The following is an 18,736-nucleotide window of genomic DNA, read 5'->3' on the forward strand; positions in this document are numbered from 1 at the left end:
CGGGGTGTGCGCCTTCTCGGCGGCTTCGCGGGCATCGACCACACAACCGATCAGTTAGGCATCCTCAGATTCCGCTGCGACGGGTCGCGGGCGATTTCGATCAGCTTCGCGGTCATGCGGTCTTCTCCAGTTCTTCGAATTCGTCTTGGTCCATCACGTGTCGGCACTCGTCGTTCGAGCACTTCACGGTCACATGCCCTACGAACCAGGCGGGCGGGTGCCAGATCATCTGCTGCTGGCACTCGGGGCAGCGGACGCAGCGGATGCGGTGCGAGCGTTCCTGCACCTCGTGGGAGCGGTAGGCGCGTTCGGCCGCTGCCGCGAACTGGATCGCGTCGGCGGCGCTGGCCTCGAACTGCACCCACAGCTCGGCAGTGCGGGAGCGGCGCGAGCGTCCTCGGCAGCTTTCGTACTGCGCGTAGAGGGTGTCGTCGTACTCGGCGCGGCACTCGCGCGACGTGTTGAACGCCGCGGCGAGGATGCTCATGAGGTACCACCGTGAACCGAGTGGAGAACACGCTCGGAGATCCGCGCGTTGAGCAGCGCTTCCGCGTCTCCGGATGTCGATGTCCGCACTGTGCGCAATCGACGATCGGGATGCTCGTCGGAGCCGTCGACGGCGGGCTCATCGGGTCTTCCCCGATAGGGTGCGAGGCATGGATTGCGAATTACCACCGTTGGCCTGCCAGCTGAAACGCATTGCTGATGACTTGACACAGCCAGATGTCGACGGCTTCATCGCCACGCTGTTCGCAACCCTGATCGGTGCAGCGGTTGCGTTGGCGGGTAGCTTTTGGCTCGAACGCAGACGAGCGAAACAAGAGGAAGCTCGGGAACTTTCGAATGCCAAAGCCAGGGCGAATGAGAGGTACGAAGAGCGGCTCGACACACTCCTGTTCAAGGTGATCGAATCACTCGGGGAGAGAATGCGCGATCTCCACACTCGCCCAGCCGTCATCTGGGAGCCACCGCAAGCTCTGTACGCGGCGATCGACACGGCTCGCATGGTCGGGCGTGGCGACGATGCCGAAGCCTTGAAGCAACTGAAGCTGGCGACGGGGCGGGTCGCGGCCATCGAAAACTCCGAAGACCAACACCGCGACACTCGAGTGGTGGGGCAGATCATCCGCTCTTGGCGAGAGGGCGCTGTTGACAGCGTGAAGACCTCAGAACGCTTCGGCGGACTAGCTATCGGGCCCTGAATACCGTCGACTTCGCATTTGAGCGAGCACGTCTTCGACTTCACCGCTGGACCATACGCAGCCCGAACAACTTTCGCACTCGTCTGATCCGCCGCTTACTCGGAGAATTGCGCGGTAAAGCTTGGCAGATTGCGGTAAGCCAGCGAGTGTACTCGGACCCGAACCTCTTGATCCCGGTAAAGATCAGTAATGCTCGGGAAAGATCGACCCGAAAACGGCGGTCAAGGGTTCGAGTCCCATCCGGCCCATAATCCGGGCAGGTGTCGTCAAGACGAATCCTGGCGACACCTGCCCTTCTTCTGCTCGCCCCGACCGCATCCCGTCGGAACGGAGGTGACGCGGATCGACCTGCCGGGGCGATCAGATTCTTCTGGCTCCGCTCAGCGCAGCGTGACGTCGATGGTCTCCGTGAACGGGTCGATGTCGATGTTGGTCGTGATCGCGTAACCGGATCCGGACGGGCCGGTCGGGCGGAACTGGATACGGACATTCGTGATGTCGCTGGCGGTGATCACACCGGTGATCGAGCCGTCGGGGTTCGTCGTGACGACGATGCCGATGGCGTTCACGACCTGCAGGGTGACGCCGGCATCCGGGACGATCATGACGCTGGTGCCGGCGGGGAGCAGAGCGAGGTTTCCGTTCGCGTCGCTGCCCTCGACGGTGAAGTTCGTCACGTTGCCGCTCACGACGCTGACGGTTGCACCCGTGGCCCAGAAGGTCGCAGCGGGTGGTGTCTCCGACGCGGCGGCGAGCGGCGTCGCGACCGCGACGGCCACGACCGGCACCGACCACGCTGCACCCTTGACGAGGGTGCGGCGCGAGAGGTCGCGAGAGTTGGGGTTGTCCGGCATTGTCTTCCCTATCCGGCTCTGAGGAGCCATTTCTTTGCTGTGTTCGTGCGGGCGCACGCGGTGAGCGGTGATCGCTGCGTGCACCACGAAGAAGGAGTCGTCGGGGCGTCCGAAGTGACGCCGAATCACGAATCCGTCCGCATTTCCACGAATTTCTGATTCCCGCGTCACTCCTGAGGCGTTTCCGACTCCTTCCCAATGTGTCGACACAATGTCGTCCGATTCGAGGGGAGTCAGATCAGATGAACGAGCAACAGGTAGCGGTCCCGAGGAGCGGTCTTTCGCGGAGAACGGTCGTGCAAGGTGCGGCGTGGGCGCTGCCGGTGATCGCTGCTGCCGTGGCCACACCGCTGGCGGCCGCGTCCGTGGCGTGCACGGCGGGCCTGAGCACCACCACCGCCTCGTACACGCGGCTGAGCGCCACCTCAGCGGTGTTCACCTGGGTGGACGTCTTCGGGGACGGCAAGGATCTGACGCTGACGCTCAGCGCGGTGCCCAACGGCGCGAACAACATGACCATCAACCAGACGAACAATCTCCGTCTCGACTCCACGACGCAGGGTGGCGAAGCACAGCCCAGCGTCCATCTCGCACTCGACACCGCTGACCTCCGCAACATCGGCGGCGGGCAGCGCGTCACGTTCAGCTTCGCCCTGGGCGGCGTGACGGTCACCGTCGCGGACCTGGCCTACACGATCAAGGACATCGACGGCTTCCAGGCTCTGGACGGCCTCGGCGGTGCGGAGCGCGTGTACGTCTCCGAGGGCACCGGCACGTACAACACCGCCTGGATCCGCGGCCAGGGAGCGAGCGCCAACGCATGGCGGCCGTTCACCGGCTCGCCGAACCCCGAGGTCGCGGCCACCAGCGCCGCCGGAAACGTCCAGGTGACCGCGCCGCCTCTCAGTGCGTTCGACCTCACGTTCGTCGCCAACAACTCGGGGCGTTCGCTGGGAGATCGGCCGCCCCAGAACATCTGGGTCGGCCCGTTCACGTTCACCGCCTTGAACCCGGTCTGCGCGGCATGAACCGCCGGAGCGGCACGGGGGTGACGAGAGGGGCGAGCCGCGCAGGAAGCTGGCTCGCCGGTGCACTGCTCGCACTGGGCGCCGTCATCATGGCGCCCGGCGGCGTCAGCGCGGCCATGGCGGCGGATGTCGCCCCGGGGGATGCGGTCTTCATCGGCAGCAAAGAGGGGTACGACGGCACCGGGATCTACCCGATCTGGTCCTCGGGGGTCCAGGAGGGGGAGCCGGACTACTGGGCGTACTGCATCGAGCACGACGTCGCGGCCAGGACCGGACTGCTCGGCACGGCCGGCGACCTCGACAGCTACCTCGGCCAGAACCGCTTCACAGATCCGGCCGTAGCCGGGAAGGTGCTCTGGGTGCTCGCGAACAGCTACCCGGCCGTGAGTCTCGAAGACTTCGGTGCGGCCGCGGGCGTGCCGGGCATCTCGCGGAATGATGCCATCGAGGCGACGCAGTACGCGATCTGGCGGTACACCGAGCTGGACTTCGATGCCCCGTGGGCATGGGAGACGCCCGACTCGGAGGCTGCCTACTGGCACCTCCTCGACGGCGCGAACGCCAGCCCGGGACTGACCCCGGGAGATCTCCAGGTCACGGCCTCGGTGACGGCGCCCAGCGCAGCCCAGAGCGCGGGGAGTCTCGTCGGACCCTTCACGGTGAGCACCGACCAGGCATCGGTCGTGGTTTCCGTGGACCCCGCCGTCACGGTGACGGATGCCGCAGGGACCCCTGTGGACCTGAGCACGGTGGTCGATGGCCAGGAGCTCTATCTGGATCTGCGGGAGGCGACGGCCGCGGGGAGCGCCACCGTGCGGGTGACGGCAGTGGGCTCGACCGGCATCGGCGCCGTGATCTCTGTGCCGAACGCGCCCGGGGGCACGCCGACGGCAGAGGACCACGCGCAGTCGATGATCCTGGTGGCGCCCGACACGGCCGAGACGACGGGTGAGGCCGCAGTGGACTGGGCGGCTCTGCCCGGCGCGGCGGAGCCGGTGATCGGGACATCGCTGGTCGACGCCGCAGACGGGGACCGGGTGCTGGGCGCGAACGGAGGCACGGTGATCGACACCGTCTCCTTCCAGAACCTCGTGCCGGGCACCGAGTACACGGTCGTCGGCGAGCTGATGCGCAAGTCGGACGGCCAGCCGACCGGCATCACGGGGTCGACGACGTTCACGCCGACGAGCGCGAACGGCACCGTGGACGTGAGCTTCGTCGTACCCGAGGGGTTCGCGGGCGACGTGCTCGTCGCCTTCGAATGGCTCTACCTGGGTTCTGACCTCGACGGTGAGCCCATCGCCGGGCACACCGACATCGACGATGCGGCGCAGACGGTCACCGTCGAGGCCGTGGCGCCGGGTGGGCCTACGACACCGAATCCCGGTGCGCCCACCGTGCCGACTCCGGGCGGCGGAAACCTCGCCGCCACCGGTTCCCCGGCACCGACGATGATCACGGCGGCGGCGTTGGCCGCGCTTCTCGCCGGCGTGATCCTGATGCGGGTGAGGCGGCGCGCTGTCGACGCCTGACCCGTGAGCGTGCGCGGGCAGAGGCGCGAGATTCTTCTCCGCTCCTCTGCCCGCGTTCCGTCGGCACGACTTTCGGTTCGCGGTGGCTCTCGCGAACCCACCCCGTCCGGCGCTACCATTGAATGGCTATTCAAACTCGGATCGATCGTGCGATTGGACTCGCGGTCGGCTGCTCGGCGGCGGCTCGGCAGCGGCCACGACGAGCGGGCGTTTCTCTGGAAAGGGAAGACGTGGAAGATTCTCGCAGCGATCGAGAACTCCTCAGCGCGCTCCGGGACGGCGACCAGCGCGCGTATGCGGTCCTGTGGGAACGTCACATCGGCGCCGCCCTGCGGTACGCGCATCGGCTGTTCCCCTCGCATGCGGAGGACCTCGCCTCTGAAGCGCTCCTCGCCGTCTACCAGCAGGTGACGACGACGAGCACGGGACCCGACTTCGCCTTCCGCTCGTACCTCAAGGCCGTGATCCGCAACACCGCGATCCGGTGGCGGAAGGAGGCCGACCGCATCGACGACACCGTCGAGGCCGATCGTCCGCACTTCCGCGACGCCCTCCACCTCGTCGAGCGGGAGTCGAACGCGCAGCAGCTCCTCGGAGCGTTTCAAGAGCTCCCCGAACGCTGGCAGCGCGTGCTGTGGCTGACCGAGGTCGCCGATGTCCCGCGCCCCGAGATCGCGCGTGAGCTCGGCATCAAACCGAACGCCGTCTCGGCCCTGCAGCGCCGTGCCCGCAGCGGACTGAAGCTCCACTGGCTCACGACGCAGATCCCTCTGCCCCTGCGCGACGATGAGGCGCATGCCGCCCGCCTCTTCCCGCGACACCTCACCGAACCGCTCGACGACACGGTGGCGCGAGAGGTCACTGATCACGTGGCATCGTGCGGCGAATGCGGAGAGCTGCTCCTCGACATGCGCAGCGACGCTCGTCGCCTTCAGGGCGTCACCCTGTCTGCTGTCGGATTCGGCGCCCTCGGGGTGGTGCTGCCATCCACCGGTGCGCTCGCACCCGGCACCGCCGCGGCTGCGGCGGCAATCGTCGCGGCGGGCACCGGTGTCGGCGTCACGAGTCTGCTCGTCGGCGGGATCGGCGTGCTCACCGTCAGCGGCATTCTGCTCGGGTCCTTCCTGTTCCCCCCGACGGCACCGATCGAGTCCTCGCCGCCTCTCGCCGCGACCGAGAGCACGTCCGCCGCAGCGCATCCCGTGACCGGCGCCGAGGCGCCCGAAGGCACGGACGTGGCGCCGATCGTCACCGGACCACAGCCGGTCCCTCGCACAGGGCGCTGGATCAACGACCCCGGTATCGATTCGGTCGACCTGGTCAACGACCCTGAGGCTGCCGGGCCGCTCAGCCCCACGGCGCCGGTGACGGCACCGGGAACCACACCCGGCCCGGGATCAGGCTCGGGCCTGAGCCCGGGACTCCTCACGCCTACCTCGTCGTCCGGCTACCTGGCTCCGGTCCTGTCCGGGGCGGCGACGCCGGGATCCACGGTCGCGGTGGATGTCGGGGGCGCCCGCTACACCCCGGCGATCGCCCCCGATGGCACGTGGTCATTCGATCCGCGCGCCCTCCAGCTCCCCGCCGGCACGCACGACTATCAGGCCTGGGCGTTCGACGACACAGGTGAGTCGCCCGCGGCGACGGGCAGCTTCACGATCCTCCCCATCGTCATCGAAGGCTTCGAGAACATCACCGGCACCGAGGACATGGATGTCACGGAGGCGAGCACCACGGGCTTGGTCATCGCCGCCACGGGGCCGGCGAACGGGTCGATCTACATCACGAGCATCGAGGGGCACTCGGCGGTGATCCCCCTGGACAGCACCGGACACGCGATCAAGCGACTCCGCATGCATTCCCAGGGCTGGTACTGGTTCACGTTCCGGGCGCTGGATGGCGACGGCTTCTGGGGACCGATGGACGAACATCCGCTGGACGTGTGGGACCCGGATGTCATCTTCGACCCGTGGGGCCCCGATCCGGAGCAGATGACCTTCGACATCAGCGATCCGTAGACGCGCGTCCGCAACACGCCGTCATGAGGGAATGCGTCCTCGGAGCGCGCCGTTGTCCTGAGAATGACTCGTATCGGAACCAGTGACCTCAACGTCTTCCCGCTCTCCCTCGGGGGCAACGTGTTCGGCTGGACGGCCGACCGCGACGCGTCCTTCGCCGTGCTCGACGCCTTCGTCGCCGGCGGTGGCGACTTCCTCGACACGGCCGACTCCTACAGCTCCTGGGTTCCGGGCAATTCGGGCGGCGAGAGCGAGACGATCATCGGCGAGTGGCTCGCGTCGCGCAGACCGTCCGATGTGGTCGTGGCGACCAAGGTGAGCCAGCACCCCGACTTCCGTGGGCTCTCGGGAGCGAACGTGCGCAAGGCCGCCGAGGCATCGCTCGCGCGACTGGGCGTCGATGCGATCGACCTGTACTACGCGCACTTCGACGACGAGTCGGTGCCACTGGAGGAGACCGTCGCCGCCTTCGGGCAGCTCGTGACCGACGGTCTCGTGGGCCACGTCGCCGTGTCGAACTACACCGCGGAGCGCATCCGCGAATGGGTCGGCATCGCCGACCGTCTCGGCGTGGCCCGCCCGGTCGCCGTCCAGCCGCACTACAACCTCGTGCATCGCAATGTCGTCGAGGAGACGATCATCCCGGTCGCACAGGAGTTCGGCCTCGTCCTCGTCCCGTATTACTCCCTCGCCAGCGGGTTCCTCACGGGCAAGTACCGCTCGACGGATGCCGCGGGCCAGGAGTCGCCGCGCGCGCAGGGCGCCGCGAAGTACGCGACCGACGCGGGGCTTCGGATCATCGACGCGCTCGAGGAGATCGGGCAGAACCACGGTGCGTCGATCGCTGCGACCTCGCTCGCCTGGCTGCGCGCGCAGCCGACCGTCGCCGCACCGATCGCGAGCGCCCGTACGGTCGAGCAGGTGCCGGATCTTCTCGCGGGTGCGCGGCTCGAGCTCACCGCCGACGAGGTGGAGCAGCTGAACCGCGTCTCGGAGTGGACGCCCGCTCAGGCCTGAGCGGTGCCGTCGGGACTCGCCGGATTCCGGTCCGCCGAGTCCCCGACGAGCCCCAGGCGATGCGCGAGGATCACCGCGTGGATGCGGTCGCGCGCGCCGAGCTTCGCCAGGACGCGCCCGACATGCGTCTTGACGGTGGATTCGCCGACGTAGAGCGACTGCGCGATCTCGGCGTTCGTGAGACCGCGGCCGATCGCCAGGAACACGTCCCGCTCCCGATCGGTGAGCTCCGCGAGCCGAGCGGATTCGGCGGGATCGGGTTCCGCACGCGCGGCTCCGAGCTGCGGCGTGACATGCTCCAGCAGCATCCGCGTGATCCGGGGAGCGAGCGCCGCATCACCGCGATGCACGGCGCGGACAGCCGAGATCATCTCGTGGCGCTGCGCGTCCTTCAGCAGGAAACCGCTGGCCCCCGCACGGATCGCGCCGAAGGCGTACTCGTCGAGATCGAAGGTCGTGAGCACGAGGACGCGGGTCTGCGGATGCTGTCGCACGATGGCCTCGGTCGCCGCGATGCCGTCGAGCCCCGGCATCCGGATGTCCATCAGCACCAGATCGGGCGCGAGAGCGGCGACCTGGGCGATCGCGGCGTGCCCGTCGGCCGCCTCCCCGACGACGGTGATGCCCGGTTCGGCCTCGAGCACCATCCGGAACCCGACGCGGATCAGCTCCTGGTCGTCGACGAGGAGGACCCTGATCGTCTCTGTCATGCGTTCTCCTCGTTCGGTGATGATGGTGCGGCTGCCGCCGTCCCCGACGTGGGGAGCTCGGCGTACAGCACCCAGCGCCCGTTGCCGTCCGGGGCGGAACGCAGGTCTCCGTTCACGTGGGCGGCACGCTCGGCGAGACCGCGGAGGCCGAAGCCGTCGTTCCCGGTGACGCCGCGCACGCCGTCGTTGATGATCTCGATCGTCACGGTCTTCGCGGTGTAGGCGAGCCGCACGGCGATCGCCGTCGCGGTCGGCGCATGACGCATCGCATTCGTCATGCCCTCCTGGACGATCCGGCCGATCGCGTGCGCGACACCGGGAGCGACCTCGGCGCTCCCGCTGACGGCGAGCGTCACCGGGTAGCCGGCTCGTTGCGCGGCGGTGACCGTGTCGCGTGGCGGTGTCGGCTCCATCGGCGCCAAGGGCGCAGGGGAACCTTCGTCTCGGAGCACGCCGAGCATCGAGCGCATCTCGGTGAGGGCCCCCCTGGCTGTCTCCGCCGCCGTCGACGCTGCCCTTCGTGCCTGCTCCGGATCAGCCGTCGCGGCAGCTCCCTCGGAGAGCGCCACGATCACGGTGAGCGAGTGGGAGACGATGTCATGCATCTCTCGAGCGATGCGCGCCCGCTCCGCCGATGCGGCGAGCTGCGCCTGCTGATCGCGTTCGATCAGGAGCTGGCGGGAGCGGTCGATGATGGCGGTGAGATACCGTTTGCGCTCGCCGACGTTGACTCCGATGAGTGTCCCGATGAGCCCGAGGACGACCGCGTTGAGGATGCCGTCGACGCCGCCTTGGAGCGTGATCACGCCGAGACCCATCAACGACAGGGCTGCGGCGGTCACTGCGCCTGCCCCGATGGCGAGACCCACCCAGGCTGCACGTGATGACCGGTAGACCGCGAGTGAGTAGCAGGCGACGAGAACGATCGGACTGCCCCCGGGGCGCGTGCCGGACAGGAACGCGAGTTCGAGGGCGAAGGCGATGACGAACGGCACGAGGGGTGCGCGTCGGCGCCACAGGAGTGCTGCGCACCCCACGACGGCGAGGACGGTGGAGATCACCGCGAGCACGATCGTGACCGATTCGGGGACGGTGGCCACCACCTGCTCCGGGGGGTAGCTCGTGCTGCCGATGCTGACGGCGCCGCCCAGCGTGAGAACCAGGCATATCAGCATGATCAGCACGTCGGCGAAGACGGGATGCCGCGCCCAGAAGCGTCGGAGCAGTCCCGGTGCGCGCGGAAGCCGCAGCTCCTCGTCCTCGCGGATCGAGTCGCTGCGGCTTCGCGTTCTGCTCACGGGGCCGACTCTACGCGTCGCGGGTGCGGAGCACGGCCCATGCCGACAGCATCCCGGCGGCGACCCAGCAGGCGAGCGTGAGATAGGCGACGGGTGCGTCGCTCCCGTCGCCGGGGAGGATGGCGGCCTGTGCCGCCGCCGCGGGGAGGTACCCGGCGGCGTCCATGACCCAGCGTCCCGCCTCGCCGACCATCGCGAACATGCTCAAGACGATGGGCAGGACGAACAGCAGGCCGACGGTCGCCGCGATCGCACCCGCGCCGGAGCGCAGGATGAAGCCGAACGCGACGCCGATGGTCGTGAACACGGCCATCGCCAGCGAGGCGACGACGATCGGGAGCAGCGACGAGGAGGGATCAGACCAGTCGATGCTCTGATCCCGGCCCGCGACGATCACCGAGACGGCGACCGCGGCGAGCCCGAAGATGACCAGCGACGACACGAACATCGTGGCGGAGAGCACCACGGCCTTCGCGGCGAGGACCGATCCTCGGACCGGGTTGGCGGTGAGCGTCGAACGGATCATGCCGGTCGAGTACTCGCCGGTGACCGAGATGGCGCCGAGGATGCCGGCGAGCAGCATCGTGAACTGGAACGGCGATACGACCGCCTGGACGGGGTTGAAGCCGGGATCGACCACGTTCTGCGCGATCAGGACGGCGATGGCGACCGTGAGCAGACCGGTGATGCCGATCGACCACCACGTGGATCGCAGGGTGGCGAGCTTGATCCACTCGCCGTGGAGCGCGCGGACGAAGGTCAGCCGGTGGCGGGTGTCGACGCGGTGCGGGGAGACAGCGGGTGCCTGGACGGTCATGAGATCTCCTTGGTCCGGTACTCGACGGAGTCGCCGGTGAGGGCGAGGTACGCGTCCTCCAGCGATCCGGTGGTCGGGGTGAGCTCGTGCAGCGGAATGCCACGCGCGGCGGCGAGGTCGCCGATCCGCGATGCGGGGAGCCCAACGATGTCGAGCAGGTCGGGAGCCGAGCTCACGATCTCGACGTCGGGTCCGCCCACGGCGGCTGCCAGGTCCGCAGCCCGCGGGGTGCGCACGCGCACGGTGTTGGTCGTCCACGCGCGGACGAGCTCGGCGAGCGGCGCATCGGCGAGGACCTTGCCGCGGCCCATCACGATGACGTGGTCGGCGGTCTGTGCCATCTCGCTCATGAGGTGACTCGAGAGCAGGACGGTGCGTCCTTCCGAGGCGGCATGCCGGACGAACTGGCGCACCCAGCGGACGCCCTCGGGGTCGAGGCCGTTGACCGGCTCGTCGAGGATCAGCGTGTGCGGATCGCCGAGCAGAGCGGAGGCGATGCCGAGGCGCTGGCCCATTCCGAGCGAGAACTTTCCGGCGCGCTTGCGGGCGACGGGGCCGATACCCGCGAGATCGATCACCTCGTCGACGCGGGATGCCGGGATGCCGTGCGTCGCCGCCATCGCGCGGAGGTGGTTGCGGGCGGTCCGGCCCGTGTGCACGGCCTTGGCGTCGAGCAGCACGCCGACCTCCGTGAGCGGTGCGCGGAGCTGACGGTATTCGCGCCCGGAGACGGCGGCACGGCCGGACGTCGGACGGTCGAGTCCGACGATCATCCGCATCGTGGTCGACTTGCCGGCGCCGTTGGGGCCGAGGAAGCCCGTGACGCTGCCCGGATGAATAGTGAACGACACGTCGTCGACGGCCGTCTTGTCTCCGAACCTCTTCGTGAGGCCTTCTGCTGTGATCATGCCGTCCACGTTACGGAGAGACCGGGGTGCTCCGCGTCCTCCCTCGGTACCGTTCCCTCGGCGCGCGCGTCATTCCCGTGACGGATGCCGGTGGCCCGGGGGCCGAGATCAGTCGACCGGCCGTCCGAACGTCTGCGGGTCGACCGGGCGCTGCGCCCTCGGGAGCTTCTCGACGACGAGCAGGTACGACTCGGTCACGAGCTCCGTGACGAGGCCCTCCTCGAGCGACGGGCCGGGGTTGAGCGTGATCCAGTGCTTCTTGTTCATGTGGTACCCCGGGACGATGTCGGCGAACGTCTCCCGGAGAGCCTCCGCGTCGTCGGGGTGCGACTTGAGCGTGACGCGCCCTGTGCCGTCCAGAGGCAGGAGCAGGAAGACGCGGCCCCGCACCTTGTACACGTCCCACTCCGGGCCGAACGGGTTCTCCCGCTCCGAGCCGGGCAGCTCATCCGCACGCGCGGCCGCGGCCGACGTGAGTTCACGCGCGTCCACGGGTCAGAACAGCCGCTCGGCGCGCTTGTCGTCGCGGCGCGGCTTCACCTGCACGCGATCGTCGAGGTCGGCAGCCGCCAGCAGCGCCTCGTCGACGACGTCGCGGCCGGTGTCTGCCGTCAGCCACTCTTCGGCGAACGACGTCGGAATGAGCACCGGCATCCGATCGTGCACGCCGGCGAGGTGTTCGGGCGCCGGTCGCATCACGATCGAGTAGCACGTGAACCATGCGCCGTCGGCGGTCTTGCCCCGCTGGGTCACCGCCGCCATCCCGAACAGGGCGCCGTCGTCCACGAGGAACTCGTGCCACTGCCGCGACGGCTTCTGCATCTCGTACCAGCTCGTCGCCGGGACGATCGCTCGGGACTTCGCCCCGCCGGGACGGTCCTGCAGACGCTCCGAGCGCGTGTTGATCGATGGGAACTTCGCGGGTTCACCGTTCACCAGGAACCCCCACCAGGCCGGCTCCAGCGTCGGAGCGGTCTCGGGCTGCACGACGATCGGATTGAGGTTGCGAAGATTCTTCCCGGTCGGACGCAGGGTCTCGCCCGCGTTCTCCTCCGCCCACACACGCAGCCCCTCCAGGACCGCGTCGTCTGCGGCAGCGAGGAGCTCCGCATCGGAGAACCGGGGATCGAGACCATAGCTCGCGCACATGCCGTCAGCGTAGCCGTGGCCTCCGACATCCGCCCGGCCCTCCGTTCCTCCGCTCCTCGGGTAGTGTCGACGGGTGCCCGATACCCGCCGGCTTCCTGTGCCCCTGGCCCTCGGCGGAGCGGCCGCCATCGGCGTGATGACGGCGATCCAGGCCCGCATCAACGGCGTGCTCGGGGTGAAGGTCGACGACGGCGTCGTCGCCGGGTTCATCTCGTTCGCTGTCGGGCTCTTCGCGCTCCTGATCGTCATCCCGTGCATCCCCTCGGCGCGCCGCGGCGTGGTCCGCCTCATCGGCGGGATCCGGCAGCGGCGGATCCCGTTCTGGATGCTGCTCGGCGGCGCCTGCGGTGCCCTCACCGTGTCCACCCAGGGCCTGACGGCGGGAGTGCTGGGCGTCTCGCTGTTCACGGTCGGCGTCGTCGCCGGTCAGACGCTGAACGGTCTGGTCCTCGACCGGATCGGCTTCGGCCCGGCCGGCGTGGTCGCCGTGACCCCTGGCCGCCTGGCCGGGGGAGCGCTCGCGCTCGCCGCAGTCGCCATCTCCCTCTCCGGCGACGTCCTCGCCTCCGCCCCGCTGTGGATGCTGCTGCTGCCGTTCGCGACCGGGGTCGGCATCGCGTGGCAGGCGGCGACCAACGGACGGCTCGCGCAGCGGGTCGAGTCGCCCATCGCCGCGACGCTGATGAGCTTCATCGCCGGCACGATCGTGCTGGCGGGCGCCGCCGGCGTGAGCGTCGCCGTCCGCGGGATGCCCGACGCGCCGCCGGTAGAGCCGTGGCTGTACCTGGGCGGGTTCCTCGGCGCCGCGTACATCCTGCTCGGAGCATTCATCGTCGCGCACACGGGCGTGCTCCTGATGGGCCTGGGCTCCGTGCTCGGGCAGCTCGTGACCTCGGTCGTGATCGACCTCTTCTGGCCGACGGCAGCAGGTCCTGCGCTGTGGCAGATCGTCGCGATGGTGATCGTCGCCGTGGCATCCGTCGTCGTCGCGCGGATCAGGCCGCGGCGCTGACGCCTACTTCTTCTTCTTCTTCGCCTTCGTCTCGACCTGCTCGGTCTTCGACGGCATGCGGGTCACGAGCTTGCGGGCGTCGACGGCCTTGCGCCTACCCGGCTTGCGTCGGGCGGGCTTCGCGCCGACGTACAGCCAACCGAGGAGCTCCTCGTTCGGGCCGAGGCCGTGCGCCTTGGCCACCGCCTTCGTCCGCGTGTAGTGCCCGGTGCGCCAGAGGACTCCCCATCCGGCCTCGTCGAGCAGCAGGCTCAGCATGTGGGCGACGCCCGAAGCAACGGCTTCCTGCTCCCAGCGCGGCACCTTGTCGCTCTTGCGGTAGCTGGCGACCACCGCGATGAGAAGAGGTGCGCGGAGCGGCTTCGCGGACGGGGACTTGTCGCCCTCCGCCTTCGCGATCGCCGCGCCCAGCACCTCGCGGTCGGCGCCCCGAAGCTCGATCAGACGCCAGGGACGCAGCGAGGAGTGGTCGGCGACGCGACCGGCGGCCGCGACGAAGGTCAGCAGCTGCTCGCGCGTCGGCGCGGTGTCATCGACCTTCGACCAGGACTGCCGGGAGCGGACGGCTTCGAGAGCGCTCACGATTCGTCGGGAGTGAAGTTCATCGCGATCGAGTTCATGCAGTAGCGGTCGCCGGTCGGTGTGCCGAACCCGTCGGGGAAGACATGGCCGAGGTGGGAGCCGCAGTTCGCGCAGCGCACCTCGGTGCGCACCATGCCGAGGCTGGAGTCCTCGATGAGCTCGACCGCCTCCGGACGGATCGACTCGTAGAAGCTCGGCCAGCCGCACCCGGAATCGAACTTGGTGCCGCTCTTGAAGAGCTCTGCATCGCACGCTCCGCAGGTGTAGAGGCCCGAGCGCTTCTCGTCGAGCAGCTCGCCCGTCCATGCGCGTTCGGTCGCGGCCTGGCGCAGCACGGCGTACTGCTCATCGCCGAGCTCGCGGCGCCACTCGTCTTCGGTCTTGTCCACGCTGTACGACATCTGTCCTCCTGAGTCCCCTCCATTCTCCCTCCTGCGCCGGGGACTCGGGTGCGCCGAGTCAGAATGGACGGATGACGGATGCTGTCCAGCAGCGCTATGCGCGCTTCGCCCGGGACGAGGCGCCCGGTCGCAGCGCGCTCTACGAGGAGTGGGCGACCGGTGTCGCGGACGACCGCGAGGTGCAGCGGATCCTCGCGCGCATCCCGGAGACCAGGCGGCAGCCGCCCCTGGTGTTCGCCGTGACGCGGCTGCTCGGCGCCGATCTCGACGGCTACCCGGCGTGGCGGCGCTTCGTCCTGCGGCACGCCGACGAGGTCGTCGCCGAGTGCTCGACGCGACAGCTCCAGACCAACGAGCCCCTGCGGCTCGCCGCGCTGCTGCCGGTGCTGTCCGAGATCGAGGGGCCGGTCGCGATGCTCGAGATCGGTGCCTCCGCGGGGCTCTGCCTCTATCCGGACCGCTACTCCTATCGCTTCGTCGGCGAGGACGACCGGCTCCGTGCGGCCCTCGACCCCGACGATGGCCACTCGACCGTGATCCTGGAGAGCCGGGTGATCGGCTTCCTGCCACCGCTGCGGATGCCGGAGGTCGTGTGGCGGGCCGGCATCGACCTGGCGCCGCTGGATGCCGCGGATGAAAAGGATCGGAGCTGGCTGCGGGCGCTGGTCTGGCCGGGGGAGAGCGGACGAGAGGAGCGGATCGACGCCGCGCTCGACATCGCGGCATCCGATCCTCCGCGGCTCGTGGCGGGAGATGCGCTGGTGTCGATCGACGCGCTCGCGGCGGAGGTCCCCGCCGACGCGACCCTCGTCATCACCACGCCCGGCGTCCTCGTGCACATCCCCCGAGCGGAGCGGAAGGCATTGGTCGAACGGATCTCCCGGCTGCAGGCGCGGTGGATCACCATCGATCCGCCCGGTCTGCTCGACGTGTGGGAACCTCCCGTCGATGCGGGTGCCTGGCCCGGGTTCGTCGTGGCGCTCGACGGTCGCGTCCGCGCGGCCGCGGATCCGCTCGGGCGCTGGTGGGAGTGGCGCGCCGCCGTCGCGGCGGATGCGTCCTAACCTGGAGCCATGCTCGGAGACCTCACGGAGCGCGATCGCGCGATCCTCGCCCTCGAGGCGTCGTGGCCGCGTCATGGCGGGGCGAAGGAAGAGGTGATCCGTGCCCAGCTCGGCATGAGCTCGGCGCGCTACTACCAGCTCCTGGGACGTCTGATCGAGTCGGACGTCGCTCTCGAGTACGACCCGATGCTGGTGCGTCGGCTGCGAAGGATCCGCGACACCAGGGCCGCCAGGCGCACAGCGCGCATGCCGGGGTTCGTCGGCTGATCCTGCCGGGCGGCGGGTCTCCGCCCGCGCCGCGTACCGGATTGACAGGAACCTGCCGCTAGCATCGAGGGGTGTCCAAGCCCAGCCGCGATCGCTTCGATGACGTCCCCCGCTCCTCCGGACGCGTAGGGGCGCACCGCGCCGAGACCCCCGGGATGAACGGCTGGGTCGTGCTGCTCTGGTCGTTCGTCGCCGCGCTGGTGCTGATCATTGCCGGCATCTTCGGCTCGCTGGTCGTCATGGGGCGCATCTCGCTGTTCCCCGAGACCGCGCCGAGCTCCGTCCCCACCCCCGAGGAGACCGGAGTCGTCGACACCACCATCTCGGTGATGATCCTGAATGCGACGCCCGAAGAGGGCCTCGACACCCAGATGCGCGACCTGCTCATCAACAACGGCTGGCTCGCGGACAGCGTCTACGCGAGCGACAGCGCGAGCGAGGATTTCGAGACCACCACGGTCTATTACGTCGCTGACGAGGACGAGCTCGCGGCGATCGGTCTGGCGCGCGTGATCGGCGGCGCCGAGGTCCAGCAGAGCGACTTCTATGCGGCGTTGAACGACACCGGCGCGAAGCAGATCACGGTCGTCATCGGTCTCGATCGGGCAACGACCGTGCCCGAGACTCCCGCGGACACTCCTGCCTCCTGACATCGGGATGCGCGCCGCTTCGGGCGGCTTGCACTCGGTGGTGTCGAGTGCCAGAATGGCGTTAGCACTCTCTTACTCCGAGTGCTAAACCCAACGTCTACGTCCAGGAGGGACGAAAAAACTCATGGCAAAGATCATTGCTTTCGATGAGGAGGCCCGCCGCGGCCTCGAGCGCGGCCTCAACATCCTCGCCGACGCGGTCAAGGTGACCCTCGGCCCGCGCGGCCGCAACGTCGTCCTCGAGAAGAAGTGGGGCGCCCCCACGATCACGAACGACGGTGTCTCCATCGCCAAGGAGATCGAGCTCGACGACCCGTACGAGAAGATCGGTGCGGAGCTCGTCAAGGAGGTCGCCAAGAAGACCGACGACGTCGCCGGCGACGGCACCACGACCGCCACGGTCCTGGCTCAGGCGCTCGTCCGCGAAGGCCTGCGCAACGTCGCAGCCGGCGCTGACCCGATCTCGCTGAAGCGCGGCATCGAGAAGGCCGTCGCGGCCATCACCGAGGAGCTGCTCGCCAGCGCCAAGGAGATCGACTCCAAGGAGCAGATCGCTGCGACCGCTTCCATCTCCGCTGCCGACCCCGCGATCGGCGAGCTCATCGCCGAGGCGATCGACAAGGTCGGCAAGGAGGGTGTCGTCACCGTCGAGGAGTCGCAGACCTTCGGCACCGAGCTCGAGCTCACCGAGGGCATGCGCTTCGACAAGGGCTACCTGAACCCGTACTTCGTCACGGACCCCGACCGCCAGGAAGCCGTCTTCGAAGACGCGTACATCCTCATCGCGAACCAGAAGATCTCCAACATCAAGGACCTTCTGCCCATCGTCGACAAGGTGATCCAGGACGGCAAGGAGCTCGTCATCATCGCCGAGGACGTCGAGGGCGAGGCTCTCGCGACTCTCGTGCTCAACAAGCTCAAGGGCATCTTCAAGTCGGTCGCCGTCAAGGCTCCCGGCTTCGGCGACCGTCGCAAGGCGCAGCTGCAGGACATCGCGATCCTCACCGGTGGTCAGGTCATCACCGAAGAGGTCGGCCTGAAGCTCGAGAACGCCACGCTCGACCTGCTGGGTCGCGCACGCAAGGTCATCGTCACCAAGGACGAGACCACGATCGTCGAGGGCGCCGGCGAGGCCGACCAGATCGAGGGTCGCGTCACGCAGATCCGTCGCGAGATCGAGAACACCGACAGCGACTACGACCGCGAGAAGCTCCAGGAGCGTCTCGCCAAGCTCGCGGGCGGCGTCGCCGTCATCAAGGCGGGTGCGGCGACCGAGGTCGAGCTCAAGGAGCGCAAGCACCGCATCGAGGACGCCGTCCGCAACGCGAAGGCTGCCGTGGAAGAGGGCATCGTCCCCGGTGGTGGCGTCGCGCTCATCCAGTCGGGCACGAAGGCTCTCGACGCTCTCTCGCTCACGGGCGACGAGGCGACCGGTGCGAACATCGTGCGCGTCGCGATCGAGGCCCCGCTGAAGCAGATCGCGCTGAACGCCGGTCTCGAGCCGGGCGTCGTCGCGAACAAGGTCTCCGAGCTCCCCTCGGGCCAGGGCCTGAACGCGGCAACCGGTGAGTACGTCGACATGTTCGCGGCCGGCATCATCGACCCGGCGAAGGTGACCCGATCGGCTCTGCAGAACGCAGCCTCGATCGCGGCACTCTTCCTCACGACCGAGGTCGTCGTCGCCGACAAGCCCGAGAAGGCTTCGGCACCGATGGGCGACCCGTCGGGTGGCATGGACTTCTGATCCACCGCTGAACACAGAAACGCCCCGACTTCGGTCGGGGCGTTTCTGCGTTCTCGCTCCTCTGGTGAGGGCGCGCCTCAGCGGAACAGGCTCGCCGAGTACCGGTCGGCATCCGAGTACTGCGCGGCGGCCGAACCGAGCGAGGTGCCGATCGAATCGAGCACCTGCTCCACGTGCAGCTGCGCGCCCTGCCACTGTTCGGCACAGATCTGGAACGCGTTCGAGGCATCGCCCATCCACGACGACTGCAGCTGCTGCAGCTGTGCCATGAGGGTGGTCGACTCGCTTCGAAGTCGCTCGATCGTGCCTCGGGTCGTGGCGTGCGCGGACTCGACGGCGTCGGTGTCGACGGTGAAGACAGACATGGGAACTCCTTCTCGTTGGGGTTCCGACGCTAGGCGCGCGCGTCAGGCGGCATCCCGCCCGATCGCGACATCTGCCGACGGCTGTGCACAACCGCTCACGAGCGGGGGAGGTGCAGGG

Annotated in this window: 21 protein-coding genes; 10 read left to right on the forward strand and 11 right to left on the reverse strand. The window is 68.8% G+C overall.

The window, feature by feature from the left end:
- Nucleotides 1-112: 112 nt before the first annotated feature.
- Nucleotides 113-487, reverse strand: a complete 375-nt coding sequence (locus tag ABD648_RS18475; RefSeq protein WP_282216396.1) for a hypothetical protein — start codon at nt 485-487, stop codon at nt 113-115.
- A 169-nt stretch (nt 488-656) separates the two neighbouring features.
- On the opposite strand from ABD648_RS18475, the gene ABD648_RS18480 reads away from it, so the two are divergent.
- Nucleotides 657-1,202, forward strand: a complete 546-nt coding sequence (locus tag ABD648_RS18480) for a hypothetical protein (protein ID WP_282216397.1) — start codon at nt 657-659, stop codon at nt 1,200-1,202.
- A gap of 380 nt (nt 1,203-1,582) precedes the next feature.
- Here ABD648_RS18480 and ABD648_RS18485 read toward each other — a convergent pair whose 3' ends face one another.
- Nucleotides 1,583-2,056, reverse strand: a complete 474-nt coding sequence (locus ABD648_RS18485) for a hypothetical protein (RefSeq protein WP_282216398.1) — start codon at nt 2,054-2,056, stop codon at nt 1,583-1,585.
- Between the two features lie 296 nt (nt 2,057-2,352).
- Between ABD648_RS18485 and ABD648_RS18490 the strand changes: the two genes are divergently transcribed.
- From ABD648_RS18490 to ABD648_RS18505, 4 genes are all read left to right on the forward strand, one after another.
- On the forward strand, nt 2,353-3,084 hold the full coding sequence (locus tag ABD648_RS18490; protein ID WP_282216399.1) for a hypothetical protein: 732 nt from the start codon (nt 2,353-2,355) through the stop codon (nt 3,082-3,084).
- Nucleotides 3,085-3,104: 20 nt separating this feature from the next.
- Nucleotides 3,105-4,616 (forward strand): VaFE repeat-containing surface-anchored protein, encoded by a 1,512-nt coding sequence (locus ABD648_RS18495; protein WP_344709703.1) that lies wholly within the window; start codon nt 3,105-3,107, stop codon nt 4,614-4,616.
- A 230-nt stretch (nt 4,617-4,846) separates the two neighbouring features.
- A complete protein-coding gene (locus ABD648_RS18500; RefSeq protein ID WP_282216401.1) occupies nt 4,847-6,634 on the forward strand; it encodes a sigma-70 family RNA polymerase sigma factor in 1,788 nt (595 codons plus the stop codon).
- 63 nt (nt 6,635-6,697) lie between these two features.
- Entirely contained in the window at nt 6,698-7,651 is a 954-nt protein-coding gene (locus tag ABD648_RS18505; protein ID WP_282216402.1) for an aldo/keto reductase, read from the forward strand.
- Here the strand turns inward: ABD648_RS18505 and ABD648_RS18510 are convergent.
- The 6 genes from ABD648_RS18510 to ABD648_RS18535 form a co-directional block, all read right to left on the reverse strand.
- The gene (locus tag ABD648_RS18510) at nt 7,642-8,361 is read right to left on the reverse strand and encodes a response regulator (protein WP_282216403.1); all 720 of its coding nucleotides are present in this window, start codon (nt 8,359-8,361) and stop codon (nt 7,642-7,644) included. The two genes, ABD648_RS18505 and ABD648_RS18510, sit on opposite strands and share 10 nt — an antisense overlap.
- Nucleotides 8,358-9,659: a sensor histidine kinase gene (locus tag ABD648_RS18515; RefSeq protein WP_282216404.1), complete on the reverse strand. Its 1,302-nt coding sequence runs from the start codon at nt 9,657-9,659 to the stop codon at nt 8,358-8,360. Before ABD648_RS18515 ends, ABD648_RS18510 begins: the two co-directional genes overlap by 4 nt.
- A gap of 10 nt (nt 9,660-9,669) precedes the next feature.
- Entirely contained in the window at nt 9,670-10,476 is an 807-nt protein-coding gene (locus ABD648_RS18520; RefSeq protein WP_282216405.1) for an ABC transporter permease subunit, read from the reverse strand.
- A complete protein-coding gene (locus ABD648_RS18525) occupies nt 10,473-11,384 on the reverse strand; it encodes an ABC transporter ATP-binding protein (protein ID WP_282216406.1) in 912 nt (303 codons plus the stop codon). The genes ABD648_RS18520 and ABD648_RS18525 overlap by 4 nt, the downstream gene beginning before the upstream one ends.
- Nucleotides 11,385-11,492: 108 nt before the next feature.
- Nucleotides 11,493-11,876 (reverse strand): MmcQ/YjbR family DNA-binding protein, encoded by a 384-nt coding sequence (locus ABD648_RS18530; RefSeq protein WP_282216407.1) that lies wholly within the window; start codon nt 11,874-11,876, stop codon nt 11,493-11,495.
- A 3-nt stretch (nt 11,877-11,879) separates the two neighbouring features.
- Nucleotides 11,880-12,533, reverse strand: a complete 654-nt coding sequence (locus ABD648_RS18535) for an SOS response-associated peptidase family protein (RefSeq protein ID WP_282216408.1) — start codon at nt 12,531-12,533, stop codon at nt 11,880-11,882.
- A 73-nt stretch (nt 12,534-12,606) separates the two neighbouring features.
- Between ABD648_RS18535 and ABD648_RS18540 the strand changes: the two genes are divergently transcribed.
- Nucleotides 12,607-13,545 carry a DMT family transporter gene (locus ABD648_RS18540; RefSeq protein WP_425561716.1) on the forward strand — a complete coding sequence of 313 codons (939 nt, stop codon included), beginning with the start codon at nt 12,607-12,609 and terminating at the stop codon, nt 13,543-13,545.
- Between the two features lie 3 nt (nt 13,546-13,548).
- Here ABD648_RS18540 and ABD648_RS18545 read toward each other — a convergent pair whose 3' ends face one another.
- Nucleotides 13,549-14,127 carry a nitroreductase family protein gene (locus tag ABD648_RS18545; RefSeq protein WP_282216409.1) on the reverse strand — a complete coding sequence of 193 codons (579 nt, stop codon included), beginning with the start codon at nt 14,125-14,127 and terminating at the stop codon, nt 13,549-13,551.
- A complete protein-coding gene (gene msrB, locus ABD648_RS18550) occupies nt 14,124-14,528 on the reverse strand; it encodes a peptide-methionine (R)-S-oxide reductase MsrB (protein WP_116635880.1) in 405 nt (134 codons plus the stop codon). The genes ABD648_RS18545 and msrB overlap by 4 nt, the downstream gene beginning before the upstream one ends.
- Before the next feature lie 71 nt (nt 14,529-14,599).
- Here msrB and ABD648_RS18555 point away from each other — a divergent pair, with 71 nt between their 5' ends.
- From ABD648_RS18555 to groL, 4 genes are all read left to right on the forward strand, one after another.
- On the forward strand, nt 14,600-15,592 hold the full coding sequence (locus ABD648_RS18555) for a DUF2332 domain-containing protein (protein WP_282216410.1): 993 nt from the start codon (nt 14,600-14,602) through the stop codon (nt 15,590-15,592).
- Nucleotides 15,593-15,601: 9 nt separating this feature from the next.
- Entirely contained in the window at nt 15,602-15,859 is a 258-nt protein-coding gene (locus tag ABD648_RS18560; RefSeq protein WP_282216411.1) for a DUF3263 domain-containing protein, read from the forward strand.
- Nucleotides 15,860-15,930: 71 nt separating this feature from the next.
- Nucleotides 15,931-16,509 (forward strand): LytR C-terminal domain-containing protein, encoded by a 579-nt coding sequence (locus ABD648_RS18565; RefSeq protein WP_282216412.1) that lies wholly within the window; start codon nt 15,931-15,933, stop codon nt 16,507-16,509.
- A gap of 124 nt (nt 16,510-16,633) precedes the next feature.
- Nucleotides 16,634-18,253, forward strand: coding sequence for a chaperonin GroEL (groL, locus tag ABD648_RS18570; protein WP_282216413.1), 1,620 nt, complete (start codon nt 16,634-16,636; stop codon nt 18,251-18,253).
- Between the two features lie 77 nt (nt 18,254-18,330).
- On the opposite strand, the gene ABD648_RS18575 is transcribed toward groL, so the two are convergent.
- A complete protein-coding gene (locus ABD648_RS18575) occupies nt 18,331-18,618 on the reverse strand; it encodes a WXG100 family type VII secretion target (protein ID WP_282216414.1) in 288 nt (95 codons plus the stop codon).
- Nucleotides 18,619-18,736: the final 118 nt, after the last annotated feature.

This window comes from Microbacterium luteolum, assembly GCF_039533965.1.
In the GTDB taxonomy this organism is placed as follows: domain Bacteria; phylum Actinomycetota; class Actinomycetes; order Actinomycetales; family Microbacteriaceae; genus Microbacterium; species Microbacterium luteolum.

What these genes read in the sequence shown, in the direction of transcription:
- ABD648_RS18475 (WP_282216396.1), bottom strand. Translation starts at nt 487, where the DNA reads ATGAGCATCCTCGCCGCGGCGTTCAACACGTCGCGCGAGTGCCGCGCC.
- ABD648_RS18480 (WP_282216397.1), top strand. Translation starts at nt 657, where the DNA reads ATGGATTGCGAATTACCACCGTTGGCCTGCCAGCTGAAACGCATTGCT.
- ABD648_RS18485 (WP_282216398.1), bottom strand. Translation starts at nt 2,056, where the DNA reads ATGCCGGACAACCCCAACTCTCGCGACCTCTCGCGCCGCACCCTCGTC.
- ABD648_RS18505 (WP_282216402.1), top strand. Translation starts at nt 6,698, where the DNA reads ATGACTCGTATCGGAACCAGTGACCTCAACGTCTTCCCGCTCTCCCTC.
- ABD648_RS18510 (WP_282216403.1), bottom strand. Translation starts at nt 8,361, where the DNA reads ATGACAGAGACGATCAGGGTCCTCCTCGTCGACGACCAGGAGCTGATC.
- ABD648_RS18520 (WP_282216405.1), bottom strand. Translation starts at nt 10,476, where the DNA reads ATGACCGTCCAGGCACCCGCTGTCTCCCCGCACCGCGTCGACACCCGC.
- ABD648_RS18525 (WP_282216406.1), bottom strand. Translation starts at nt 11,384, where the DNA reads ATGATCACAGCAGAAGGCCTCACGAAGAGGTTCGGAGACAAGACGGCC.
- ABD648_RS18535 (WP_282216408.1), bottom strand. Translation starts at nt 12,533, where the DNA reads ATGTGCGCGAGCTATGGTCTCGATCCCCGGTTCTCCGATGCGGAGCTC.
- msrB (WP_116635880.1), bottom strand. Translation starts at nt 14,528, where the DNA reads ATGTCGTACAGCGTGGACAAGACCGAAGACGAGTGGCGCCGCGAGCTC.
- ABD648_RS18555 (WP_282216410.1), top strand. Translation starts at nt 14,600, where the DNA reads ATGACGGATGCTGTCCAGCAGCGCTATGCGCGCTTCGCCCGGGACGAG.
- ABD648_RS18560 (WP_282216411.1), top strand. Translation starts at nt 15,602, where the DNA reads ATGCTCGGAGACCTCACGGAGCGCGATCGCGCGATCCTCGCCCTCGAG.
- groL (WP_282216413.1), top strand. Translation starts at nt 16,634, where the DNA reads ATGGCAAAGATCATTGCTTTCGATGAGGAGGCCCGCCGCGGCCTCGAG.
- ABD648_RS18575 (WP_282216414.1), bottom strand. Translation starts at nt 18,618, where the DNA reads ATGTCTGTCTTCACCGTCGACACCGACGCCGTCGAGTCCGCGCACGCC.